The sequence below is a fragment of the Rhizobium sp. X9 genome, from assembly GCF_018873185.1.
In the GTDB taxonomy this organism is placed as follows: Bacteria; Pseudomonadota; Alphaproteobacteria; order Rhizobiales; family Rhizobiaceae; genus Agrobacterium; species Agrobacterium oryzihabitans.
In genome coordinates this window covers 309,409-321,502 of record NZ_CP071312.1, presented here as the reverse complement: position 1 = coordinate 321,502, position 12,094 = coordinate 309,409, and the positions used below count along the sequence as shown (strand labels likewise).

The following is a 12,094-nucleotide window of genomic DNA, read 5'->3' as shown; positions in this document are numbered from 1 at the left end:
GATCCATCCGGGGCGCGATATTCGATTGCAAAAACGCGCCCCATGAATAGCCTGTGCGGCATGGATTCTGGAATCGGGAGGGTTCCCCGCATGTCGCATAGCAATGAAAACGTCACGGTTCTCGCAAGGCTGGACGAGCTGGAGCGCTTTTGCCGCGCCGTTTTTCTGGCCGTTGGTACCGATGATGAAACGGCCGATGCGGCGACCCGCGCCATGATGCATGGCACGCGGCTGGGTGTGGACAGCCACGGCGTGCGTCTGCTTGCCCACTACATCACAGCGCTTGAAGGCGGGCGTCTCAACCCGCGGCCGCAGATCAGCCGTGTTTCCGGCTTTGGAGCGGTGGAAACGATCGACGCCGATCACGCCCATGGCGCCCGCGCGACATATGCGGCCATGGATAACGCCATGGCGCTCGCGGAAAAATTCGGCATCGGCGCGGTGGCGATCAGGAATTCTTCGCATTTCGGCCCGGCCGGGGCCTATGCACTGGAGGCGGCGCGGCACGGTTTTATCGGCCTTGCCTTCTGCAATTCCGACAGTTTCGTGCGCCTGCACGATGGCGCGATGCGTTTCCACGGCACCAACCCCATTGCCGTCGGCGTGCCGGCGGTGGATGACATGCCCTGGCTTCTGGACATGGCCACAAGTGCGGTACCCTATAACCGGGTTCTGCTTTACCGCAGCCTGGGACAGCAATTGCCTGATGGTGTCGCCTCGGATGGCGACGGTATCGATACGCGCGACCCCAATGCCGCTGAAATGCTTGCCCCCGTCGGTGGCGAGTTCGGCTTCAAGGGGGCGGCGCTGGCGGGAATGGTGGAGATTTTCAGCGCGGTCCTCACCGGCATGAAGCTCAGCTTCGATATCGCCCCCATGCCCGGCCCGGATTTTTCCACGCCGCGTGGGCTTGGGGCCTTCGTTCTGGCGCTGAAGCCGGAAGCCTTCCTTGAACGCGAGGTGTTCGACGAGGGCATGAAGCGTTATCTCGAAGTGCTGCGGGGGTCGCCGGTCCGGGAAGATTGCAAGGTCATGGCGCCGGGTGATCGGGAATGGGCGGTGGCGGCAAGACGGGAAAGGGAAGGGGCGCCTGTCGATCCCGTCACCCGTCAGGCGTTTTCCGAACTCGCGGCAAAATTCTCGATCAGCCTGCCCGCCTATCACTAAACCGAGAGACGGCTTCTTGCCGTCGCCATCGTTTTTTCAGGCAGGGCGAAGCATCATATTGGGACGCGAATAGGGGGCAGTCGCCAGGCTCAACCTCTCGGCAACGACGGGGCGTCCGAGATAATAGCCCTGCGCGTAATCGATCTCCAGCTGGCGTATCAGCCTCAACTGCTCTTCCGTTTCCACGCCTTCGATCAGGATCTTGTGGCCGCGATTGCGGATGAGGCGGATCATGTCCTGCAGCATCGCCCGGCCACGCGTGGTCTTGCTGTCATGCAGGAAGGAGCGGTCGATCTTGACGGTGTCGAAATCCGTCATGCGCAGCCAGGAAAGGCCGGCGAAACCGGTTCCGAAGTCATCCAGCCAGATGTTGATGCCCAGCGTCTTCAAATCGTTGAGGCAGCGCAGCAGATCCGAATGCATTTCCATGTCCAGACCTTCGGTGATTTCGAAGGCAAGCCTGTTGCCCGCAATTCCCGCCTCGACGAGGATGGCGGCGACCGAGGTGGCAAAGCCGGGGTTCTTCAACTGCATCGGCGACACGTTGACGCTGACGACGGAAACCTTGTCATCGGCCAGAATCTGCTTGCAGACGGTCTTGATGGTCCAGAGGCCCAGTTCCAGGATCGTGCCTGTGCGCTCAGCGATCGGAATGAAGATGTTTGGTGAGACGAAGCTGCCGTCGAGCAGCCGCAGCCGCATCAATGCCTCGGCCCCGACCGTTTCGTTGGTCGATACATTCAGGATCGGCTGGTAGACGAGGGAAACAAGGTCTTCCGCGACGGCGATTTTCAGCAGTGCGGCGATGTTTTCCGTCTCGTCGCTGGTCTGCGGATCGTCCGGGTCGAACAGTTTCATGCAATTGCGGCCGTTGCCCTTGGCGATATAAAGCGCCCGGTCTGCCTCGTTGATGATCTTTTCGAGTTTGCCGTCCGGATTGGGGCGGGTGAAGGACGCACCAATGCTGACGGTGACGATGAAGGTGCCGTCCCGGCGCTGGTCATGCGCAAGCGACAGGTCTTCCACGGTGTGCCGGATCGTTTCGGCAAGCTCACCCACCTGCTGCTTGGACCTGAACGGCGCCAGCACGATGAATTCCTCGCCGCCATAACGGCCAATCGAAGCGCCATGGCCGATGATCGCGTCCTGCAGGGCGTTGCCCACCGTCACCAGACACTTGTCGCCTTCCTGGTGGCCGTAGCGGTCATTGTATTTCTTGAAGAAGTCGACATCGATGAGGAGAACGGCAAAACCTTCCTCCTTCTTGCTCCAATTGTCCCACAGCAGGCGCAGATGATGATCTATGGCGCGGCGGTTCTGCAGGCCGGTCAGGGAATCGGTGTTTGAAAGCCGCAACAGCGCCTGTCCCCGCTCTTCCGCCGCCTTCTGCTGGGCCTTGGCCTCCAGCGCATTGAGGAAGACGTGGTAGCGTTCCCGGTTCAGGTTCCAGTTCACGTAGGACGTGAAGACGAAGCAGGATATGTAGAAGGTGCCGAAAGCGAGCTTGTAGAAGATGTCTTCGGGAAATTGCGTCACGGCCAGGAAATAGGTGACGAGAATGATGCCTGAAGACACAAGCGAAAGATGGAAGCGGAACGTGAAAAACAGATTGGCGCCCATCATGAAGATCGCCCCGAAAACCATGTAATAGGACATGTTTTCAAGATTGTCGGTCAAGAGCGACGGCACCAGCCAGCCGATATATCCCATGACGAGCGCGGTCGCGCAGGTCAGGTCAAGCGCTGCGGTGCTGGCGTTGATGCGCAGCTGTATTTCCAGCGTCAGCAGGGAGAACAAGACCACGAGTACGCGGGCGATGATGGTGTAGAAAGCGACGTCAGGTATCAGAATGATGTCGGTAACGGCAAACAGAAGATAGATGAAAACAGCCGTCCACAGGCCCTGTCTGATCGAACCACGGCGACTGCGCTCACCTTCCTGCTGGTAAAGGGCAAGAAGTTCATCAGAAAACCGGGAGTCCGGCCGCCGATAGTCTTGCTGTCCATTCACCTCTCCCGATGTGTGCTTCATGCACTTTCCCATAGTGTTGCGTATACTTTATCAAGTAACTGCTTATTCCACTTTTCCGTGTGCTGTCGCACCCGGTGCGGGTTCCTGCCGATCTCTCCCAATGCGTGCGGAAAACATGGAAAGGAAGAACGCATCATACGTTCGCAACATTAAGTTTCGCTAAACCGCGTATCCACTTTCTCCTCCGCCCCTAAGTGTGACCAAAAAAATACGCTAATCTACTAATCTATCCCTACACCGCTCAAAAATCGAAAGCGAGTGGCCTTCCGTCTCCCAGAAACGTATAGTTAACAATGTGTTAATACTGGAGGCTGAAGTGGTGCGGGTAAAGAAGAAAAATCTTGACGGGGCAAGTTTGATCACCCCGGATACTGTCGCAAAAGAGATTTTTGCACGCAGGACGGAAAATTTCGATGAGCAGTTCGCAGTTGCAAAAGCAGAAATCGCGATCATTCTCGAATTGGCACAGCAGCAATTTGACAATGGTGTTTCGGCACGTGAGATAATACATCGAACGGCCGGCGCGCTGCATGGTCTGCGGGAGAAGCTCCACTCCAGCGTGTGGGCAGAACTGATTCCGCTGGTACAGAATCACGCGGTATCGGACTATTTTCTCGAAGATCCCTTCACACGCTGGTCGTTCGAAAAGCCGAGAGGTTATTCGGGAGATGCCCAGCTTCTCGACTTCATCTACGGTCACGACAGCGTCGCCGATCTGGTGAAGAAAGCCACGCCGCTTGGCGCGGCACTTTATGATTACACCAGGGATGCCAGTTCCTCGGTTGCCGTGCGCGAGCGGCGGGATCTGCTGACGCGCTTCGTGGACGAGGCTGCGGCCCGGCATGGGGAGGAAACGGAAATCCTCACCATCGCGTCTGGACATCTGCGCGAGGCGGATGCATCCGTTGCATTGAAAGAGGGCAGGATAAAGCGCTGGGTGGCGCTCGATCAGGACCCCTTGAGCGTCGGCTCCGTCGCGCGTGATTTCAATGGCAGCCGCATCGAGGCGATCGACGGCTCCGTGCGCGATATCGTCCTGCGCACGCAGGAACTGGGCACGTTCGATCTGGTTTATGCCGCCGGCCTCTATGATTATCTGAACGACAGGGTGGCGATCAAGCTCACCCGGCGCTGCATGGAGATGCTCAAACCCGGCGGAATGTTCCTCTTCGCCAATTTCTCCGAGGATATCGTTGTCGACGGTTATATGGAAACCTTCATGAACTGGGCGCTGCTGCTGCGTTCAAAGGCGGATATGTGGCGCATCGTCAATGCCAGCGCCGATCCCTCGAGCATCGAGGCGGATGTGTTCTTCGGCGAAAACCACAATATCGTCTATGCGACGATGCGTAAGAAGGGCTGAGGCCCATCTCTTGGCTGAGGCTTCATTGCTGGCTGTTCAGGTGGAGCGAGTGGGTGCCGCTTGTTTCTTCTCCCCGCCGGGGAGAAGATCGCGGCAGCGGGATGAGGGGGCAAGCTCGCAGCCTATCGCTACCTCGCCCCCTCATCCGACCCTTCGGGCCACCTTCTCCCCGGCGGGGAGAAGAAACAAGCGGCGACGACGTGCCTCATGTCATTGCCTATGACATCCTGTTACCCGCTCGTCCGCCACCAATAACCATTTGATTAAACGCTGCTGCGGGCCTAAGAATCCGCGCCGAATGCGTTGCAGAATGGAATGGCTGAAATGAAGAGATATTATTCGGATATGGGCGGTCTGCCGGGGCAGACGGAACTGCTGTCGAGCAAGGCTGTTTTCAAGACTGCCTATGCGGTCATCCCCAAAACCGTCATGTCCGATATCGTGACGAGCGTGCTGCCGCACTGGACCGGCACGCGGGCCTGGATCATTGCCCGGCCGATGACGGGTTTTTCCGAAACCTTCGCGCAATATATCGTCGAGGTGCAGCCCGGCGGCGGCAGCGACCGGCCGGAGCCCGATGAAAGGGCGCAGGCGGCGATCTTTGTCGTCGACGGTGAAATGACGGTGGAGTTCGAGGGCGCGCAGCATGCCCTGCGGGAGGGGTCTTTCGCTTTCCTGCCAGCCGGCTCGCGCTGGCAGCTGCGCAATTCCGGCAAGGCGCCCGTCAAGTTCCATTGGGTCCGCAAGGCGTTTCAGGCGGTTGACGGTCTTGAGCCGCCGCCGGCGATCTTTGCACATGAAGACGAGATTGCCCTGTCGGCGATGCCCGATACGGATGGCAAATGGGCGACGACCCGGTTCATCGATCCGGAGGATGTGCGTTACGACATGCATCTCAACATCGTCACCTTCGAGCCGGGGGCGACCATTCCCTTCATGGAAACCCATGTCATGGAACACGGTCTCTATGTGCTGGAAGGCAAGGCCGTCTACCGGCTGAACGAGGATTGGGTGGAAGTGCAGGCGGGCGATTTCATGTGGCTGCGCGCCTATTGCCCGCAGGCCTGTTACGCGGGCGGGCCGGGCCGGTTCCGCTATCTGCTCTACAAGGATGTGAACCGGCATGTGAAGCTCTGGTAACAGGCGGCATATTGCCTGAAACCGTGAATTATCGCGCAATCCGCGGGCTTGCGCGATAAATGCTTGCTTTAGATCAAATATCCCTAATAAATCCCAATATGCGGTTGGCGATCGCTGCTCCGCATGATTTCGGCATCCGCCCGCATTCATCCTGAAGAAGACTGCCTGTATGATTGAGACGATCGATACCAATATCTTCAATCTTGCGCCCGTGGCGATGTGGATCGAAGATTTCAGCGCGGTGAAGAACCAGTTTGATATCTGGCGGGCGGAGGGTGTCGAGGATATCAGGACTTTTCTCCTGGAGGATTTGTCCCGTGTCGCGGCCTGTTCGCAGAAAATCCGCGTGCTTCAGGTCAACGCCAAAACGCTGGAGCTGTTCGAAGCGCGCGATCAGGCGCATCTCGTCGACAATCTGCACCGGATTTTTCGCGATGACATGCTCGAAAGCCACGTGAACGAGCTTTCGGAACTCTTTGCGGGCAAGACGGAATTCACCAGCAATGCCGTCAATTATTCGATCGGCGGAAAGCGGCTGGATATCCAGCTGCGCGGCGCGGTCATACCCGGCCATGAAGAAACGCTCGGGCGGCTGCTGCTGACGACCGAAGATGTGACGGAACGCGAGGAGGCGCGCCGCAAGGAGCTTGTCAACCGCCGTTATGCCGAAGGCATGTTCAAGCATTCGCCGGTTTCCCTCTGGGTGGAGGATTTTAGCCGGGTCCGTCGGCTGATCGAGGAAGTCAGGGAGCGCGGCATCATCGATTTTCGGGTGTTCATGGATGTGCATCCCGAATTCGTTCGCCAATGCATGAGCGAAATCCGGGTGATCGACGTCAACCGGGCGACGCTGGATCTGTTTTGCGCGCCGGACCGGCAGGTCCTGCTGCAGCGGCTCGGCGATATTTTCCGCGGAGAGATGGAAAAGCCTTTCCGTGAGCAGTTGATGGAGCTTTGGAACGGCAATCTCACCCATCACCGCGAGGTGGTGAACTACGCGCTGGATGGTTCGGAGCGGCATGTGCTGCTGCACTTCTCCGTTTTTCCGGGTCATGAGCGTGACTGGTCGCTGGTGCAGGTGGCGCTGACGGACATCACCGCGCGCAAGAAGGCGGAAGCCTATCTCGAATATCTGGGCAAGCACGATGTGCTGACGAAGCTGCACAATCGCGCTTTCTATTCCGACGAGCTGAACCGGCTGGACCGCAGCGCGCTGCGGCCCGTCTCGGCCATCGTCATCGATCTCAACGGCCTGAAGGACGCCAATGACAAGCTCGGGCACGATGCCGGTGACGCATTGTTGCGGCGCATGGGTGAGGTCCTGAACGGCGTCGTGACCGCGCCGAACCATGCGGCGCGCATCGGTGGTGACGAATTCGCCATTCTGCTTCCCGGGGCGGACAAACAGATCGCTGCTGCCATGGTCGATACCGTTTATGAGCTGCTGAAGATCAATAATCAATTCTATTCCAGCGCGCCGCTCAGCCTGTCGCTCGGTGTTGCAACCAGCGAGGCCGGCGAGACGATGGAATCGCTGGTGCGCCGCGCCGATATGAATATGTACGAGCAGAAAAACGCTTATTATGCAGCGCTGCGCAACAGATCTGCCGATAACAGCGACACGACGAAGGCTGGTCCGCAGCCGGAAAACACGACCGTGAAGCGCCTGTTCTGACGGCTGGGCGACAAGGGCGCTTTAGCCCGTCTGTTCGCTCCTTTCACCATTTCAAGTTCCGGTAGCGGGATTGCCGGCGATCCCTGCCATCTGCGGTGGGTGACCCGTTTCGCGGGTAGCTCATGTTCGCCCTTCCGCAAAAAATCCACGCCAATTCCGATTTTCAAGCTGGCAAGCGGCCTTCACAAGCGCGTGACACCGCTGCTGCGCTGCAACAAATATGTTGCCAGTATTTTACATACGTCTTAGTATGTATGTAAATGTGACCTATTTTATGGATTCGGAGCGCAGGATGGCGAAGAGATTGGGACAGATCGTGGCGGTGTTCTTGACAGGCATCGTTCTGGTCGGATGTAGCGATGAGCAGGCGTCCGCGCCCGGCGCTCCTCCACCCGGCGCGGTGAAGGTCGTGACGGTGAAACAGGAAGAATTGCCCATCAACAACGAATTGCCGGGACGCATTGCGCCGACGAGGCTTGCCGAAGTGCGCCCGCGCGTTTCCGGCATCATCGTCGAACGGGTCTTCGAGCAGGGTTCGCTGGTGAAGCAAGGCGACGTTCTTTACCGGATCGATCCCGCACCGTTTCAGGTTCGTGTCGACAGCGCGGAAGGAACGCTGCGCCGGGCGCAGGCCGCGCAGCTGCAGGCGCGGCAGACGGCGGACAGGCAGCAGCAATTGCGCCGCTCCAACGTTGGTTCCCAGCAGGAGTTCGACAATGCCATAGCCCAGCTGGCGCAGGCGGATGCCGAGGTGGCCGTTGCTGAAGCCGGTGTCGCCGAGGCGAAGCTTAACCTGCAATATGCCAATGTAACCGCACCGATCAGCGGTATGATCGGCCGGGCGCGGATCACCGAAGGTGCGCTTGTCAGCGCTACCGGTTCGGAAAATCTGGCGACGATCCAGCAGCTCGATCCGATCTATGCCGACTTCACCCAGCCTGCGGCTGATCTCATTCGCCTGCGCAAGGCCCTGCAGGACGGCCAGCTGATGACCGGCCCGAACGAGGCCGAAGTGAACCTGCTGTTTGATGATGGCAGCCGTTATCCGCTTCCCGGCCGCCTGCTATTTTCGGAAGCCGCGGTCGATGAAACCACGGGCCAGGTGACGCTGCGTGGCGAATTCCCGAACCCGAATGGCGACCTGCTGCCGGGTATGTATGTCCGCGTCCAGATCCAGCAGGGCATTGAGAGGGCGGCTTTCGCCGTGCCGCAGCAGGCCGTGCAGCGCGATGCGGGCGGGCAGGCGAGCGTGCTTGTCGTCAATGCCGAAGACACGGTCGAGCAGCGGCGTGTCAGCGTCGGTCGCTCCATCGGCGACCGCTGGGTGATTTCGGAAGGACTGAAGGATGGCGACCGCGTCGTTGCCGAAGGTTTCCAGAAAACCGCGCCGGGCGCTAAGGTAAAGCCTGAACCATGGTCTGCGGAGCCCGATGTCGCTGCTGCCGCCGGCAGCGAGGGTGCGGCTTCGGCCGAGACCCCGGCTGCGAAGCAATAAGGACCGATTTCATGGCACGTTTCTTCATCGATCGGCCCATCTTCGCCTGGGTCGTCTCCATCTTCATCATGCTGGCGGGCCTGCTCGCCATTCCCATGCTGCCGATTGCGCAATATCCGAACGTGGCGCCGCCGCAGATTTCAATTGCGACCAACTATCCGGGTGCAGCGCCTGAAGACATTTACCAGAGCGTCACGCGTCCCATCGAGGAAGAGCTGAACGGTGTCCCGGGTCTCCTCTATTTTGAATCGACCTCGGAATCGTCCGGCAGCATTTCCATCAACGTCACCTTCGCGCCGGGCACCAATATCGGCGAGGCACAGGTCGAGGTGCAGAACCGCATCGCCCGTGTCCAGCCGCGCCTGCCGCAGGCGGTCACGCAGCAGGGCCTGCGCGTCGAACAGGCCGGCACCTCGTTCCTGATGATGGTGGCGCTCACCTCCATGGATGGCAATACCGACGCCATCGGTCTTGGCGACTATCTCAGCCGCAACGTGCTTGGCGAATTGCGCCGTGTGCCGGGCGTCGGCAGCGCGCAGCTGTTCGCCACTCAGCGCTCCATGCGTATCTGGATGGACCCGGACAAGATGCTCGGCCTCAGCCTCACCTCGTCCGACGTCATCTCCGCCATTCAGGCGCAGAACTCGCAGGTTGCGGCGGGCCGTATCGGCGCGTCGCCCAACCCGATTGGCCAGCAGATTTCGGCCACCGTCAACGTGCAGGGCCAGCTGACAACGCCGGATGAATTCGGCTCCATCGTTCTGCGCGCCAATCCGGACGGCTCGTCCGTCCGGCTGCGTGATGTGGCGCGCGTGGAAGTGGGCGGCGAAAGCTACGCCTTTTCCAGCCGCCTGAACGGCAAGCCGAGTGCGGCCATCGGCGTGCAGCTCTCGCCCACCGGCAATGCGCTGCAGACCTCCGATGGCGTGCGCGCCACCATGGAAGAGCTGTCGCGTTATTTTCCGCCCGGTCTGGAATATGAAATTCCCTACGACACCAGCCCCTTCGTGAAGATTTCGATCCAGAAGGTGATCAACACGCTGGTGGAGGCGATCATCCTCGTCTTCGTGGTGATGTTCGTCTTCCTTCAGAACATTCGCTACACCATCATTCCAACGCTCGTGGTGCCCGTGGCGCTGCTCGGCACCTGCGCCATCATGTATGTCTCGGGTTTCTCGATCAACGTTCTCACCATGTTCGCCATGGTTCTCGCCATCGGCATTCTGGTCGATGACGCGATCGTCGTCGTCGAGAATGTCGAACGTATCATGGCGGAAGAACACCTGTCGCCGAAGGAGGCGACCCGCAAGGCGATGGGCCAGATTTCCGGCGCCATCATCGGCATCACGCTGGTTCTGACGGCGGTGTTCGTGCCCATGGCCTTCTTCCCCGGGGCGGTCGGCATCATCTACCAGCAATTCAGCCTGACGATGGTGGTCTCCATCCTGTTTTCGGGTTTCCTCGCGCTGTCGCTCACGCCGGCGCTCTGCGCTTCGTTCCTGAAGCCGATCAAGGCCGGGCACCATGAGAAGAAGGGCTTCTTCGGCTGGTTCAACCGCGGCTTCGACAAGGCTTCGCATAAATACTCCTCGTCGGTCGGCAGCATCATCAAGCGTTCCGGCCGGTTCATGATCATCTATGCGGCGCTGCTTGCCGGTCTCGGCTGGGCCTATATGCAATTGCCGAGCTCGTTCCTGCCAAACGAGGACCAGGGCTACCTGATCGTCGACATCCAGGCGCCGGCGGAAGCCAGCAGCGAACGCACCCTGCAATCCATCCAGGAAATCGAAAAGATCTTCCTGGCGGAACCGGCGGTCGATCGCGTGATCGCGGTTTCGGGCTTCTCCTTCTCCGGTTCCGGCCAGAATGCCGGTCTTGCCTTCGCGACGCTGAAGGACTGGAGCGAGCGTGGACCGGAGGATTCCGCCTCCGCCATCGCCCAACGCATCAACGGCAAGCTGTGGGGCCTGCCCGGGTCCATGGCCTTCACGCTGTCGCCGCCGCCCATTCAGGGTCTCGGCAATTCCAGCGGCTTCACCTTCCGCCTGCAGGACCGTGCGGGTGCCGGACAGGCTGCGCTGAGTGCTGCCGGTGCGCAGCTGATGGCGGCCGCGCAGCAGAGCCCTGTTCTGGCCGGCCTTCGTGTCGAAGGCATGCCGGATTCGCCGCAGGTCAACCTCATCATCGACCGTGAAAAGGCCAATACCTTCGGTGTGACCTTCAGCGACATCAACGCCACCATCTCGGCCAATATGGGCTCGTCCTACGTCAATGACTTCCCCAATGCCGGCCGCATGCAGCGCGTGACCGTGCAGGCGGAGCAGGGCCAGCGCATGAAGACCGAGGACCTGCTGCACCTCAACGTTCGCAACGCCAATGGCGGCATGGTGCCGATCAGCTCATTCGCCTCGGTGGAATGGGTCCGCGGTCCCTCGCAGGTGGTCGGTTATAACGGCTATCCCGCGGTCCGTATCGGCGGGCAATCGGCACCCGGTTATTCCTCGGGTGACGCGATCGCTGAAATGGAGCGTCTGGCGGGCGAGTTGCCAAGCGGCTTCGGTTTCGAATGGACAGGCCAGTCGCTGCAGGAAATCCAGTCCGGTTCGCAGGCGCCGGCGCTGATCGGGCTTAGCGTTCTGTTCGTGTTCCTGCTTCTGGCGGCGCTTTACGAAAGCTGGTCCATTCCGCTCTCCGTCATGCTGGTGGTGCCGCTCGGCGTCATCGGTTCGGTGGCGGCGGTGATGATGCGCGGCATGCCGAACGACGTCTACTTTCTGGTCGGCCTCGTCGCCATCATCGGGCTTTCGGCCAAGAACGCGATCCTGATCATCGAATTCGCCAAGGATTTGCGGGCGGAGGGAAAATCCACCTATGATGCGACGGTGGAGGCGGCGCACTTGCGCTTCCGGCCGATCCTGATGACCTCGCTTGCCTTCTCCCTCGGCGTTCTGCCGATGGCGATCGCTTCGGGTGCAAGCGCGGCCAGCCAGAACGCCATCGGCACCGGCGTGCTCGGCGGCATGATCTCGGCGACGATCCTTGCGATCTTCTTCGTTCCCGTCTTCTTCGTATTTGTCATGAAGATTTTCGGGGATCGGAAGAAGGACAGCCAGATTGCTGCTGACGCCGTATCGCCTGCGGAATAAAACGGATGAAAAGGCCGGCATAGTCATGTGATTGATGGGCCGGCAATGCAAACAGGCACGGTGCGAAGGCACCGTGC

The 12,094-nt window shown here is 59.8% G+C and carries 7 protein-coding genes; 6 read left to right on the top strand and 1 reads right to left on the bottom strand.

All coding sequences use genetic code 11. The features are described from left to right. The first annotated feature begins 90 nt into the window (after positions 1-90). Positions 91-1,167, top strand: a complete 1,077-nt coding sequence (locus JZY08_RS16515) for an Ldh family oxidoreductase (protein WP_216332608.1) — start codon at positions 91-93, stop codon at positions 1,165-1,167. 36 nt (positions 1,168-1,203) lie between these two features. On the opposite strand, the gene JZY08_RS16510 is transcribed toward JZY08_RS16515, so the two are convergent. Then, the gene (locus JZY08_RS16510; protein ID WP_216332607.1) at positions 1,204-3,198 is read right to left on the bottom strand and encodes a bifunctional diguanylate cyclase/phosphodiesterase; all 1,995 of its coding nucleotides are present in this window, start codon (positions 3,196-3,198) and stop codon (positions 1,204-1,206) included. A 316-nt stretch (positions 3,199-3,514) separates the two neighbouring features. Between JZY08_RS16510 and JZY08_RS16505 the strand changes: the two genes are divergently transcribed. The 5 genes from JZY08_RS16505 (at position 3,515) to JZY08_RS16485 (ending at position 12,017) form a co-directional block, all read left to right on the top strand. Continuing rightward, positions 3,515-4,561 (top strand): class I SAM-dependent methyltransferase, encoded by a 1,047-nt coding sequence (locus tag JZY08_RS16505; protein WP_216332605.1) that lies wholly within the window; start codon positions 3,515-3,517, stop codon positions 4,559-4,561. A 315-nt stretch (positions 4,562-4,876) separates the two neighbouring features. Then, positions 4,877-5,701, top strand: coding sequence for a bifunctional allantoicase/(S)-ureidoglycine aminohydrolase (locus JZY08_RS16500; RefSeq protein WP_216332603.1), 825 nt, complete (start codon positions 4,877-4,879; stop codon positions 5,699-5,701). A gap of 169 nt (positions 5,702-5,870) precedes the next feature. Next, the gene (locus JZY08_RS16495; RefSeq protein ID WP_137038833.1) at positions 5,871-7,376 is read left to right on the top strand and encodes a sensor domain-containing diguanylate cyclase; all 1,506 of its coding nucleotides are present in this window, start codon (positions 5,871-5,873) and stop codon (positions 7,374-7,376) included. A gap of 250 nt (positions 7,377-7,626) precedes the next feature. Beyond that, positions 7,627-8,871: an efflux RND transporter periplasmic adaptor subunit gene (locus JZY08_RS16490; protein ID WP_216332601.1), complete on the top strand. Its 1,245-nt coding sequence runs from the start codon at positions 7,627-7,629 to the stop codon at positions 8,869-8,871. 11 nt (positions 8,872-8,882) lie between these two features. Further along, positions 8,883-12,017, top strand: coding sequence for an efflux RND transporter permease subunit (locus tag JZY08_RS16485; protein WP_003500055.1), 3,135 nt, complete (start codon positions 8,883-8,885; stop codon positions 12,015-12,017). Positions 12,018-12,094 lie beyond the last annotated feature (77 nt).

What these genes read in the sequence shown, in the direction of transcription:
- JZY08_RS16515 (WP_216332608.1), top strand. Translation starts at nt 91, where the DNA reads ATGTCGCATAGCAATGAAAACGTCACGGTTCTCGCAAGGCTGGACGAG.
- JZY08_RS16510 (WP_216332607.1), bottom strand. Translation starts at nt 3,198, where the DNA reads ATGAAGCACACATCGGGAGAGGTGAATGGACAGCAAGACTATCGGCGG.
- JZY08_RS16500 (WP_216332603.1), top strand. Translation starts at nt 4,877, where the DNA reads ATGGCTGAAATGAAGAGATATTATTCGGATATGGGCGGTCTGCCGGGG.
- JZY08_RS16495 (WP_137038833.1), top strand. Translation starts at nt 5,871, where the DNA reads ATGATTGAGACGATCGATACCAATATCTTCAATCTTGCGCCCGTGGCG.
- JZY08_RS16490 (WP_216332601.1), top strand. Translation starts at nt 7,627, where the DNA reads ATGTATGTAAATGTGACCTATTTTATGGATTCGGAGCGCAGGATGGCG.
- JZY08_RS16485 (WP_003500055.1), top strand. Translation starts at nt 8,883, where the DNA reads ATGGCACGTTTCTTCATCGATCGGCCCATCTTCGCCTGGGTCGTCTCC.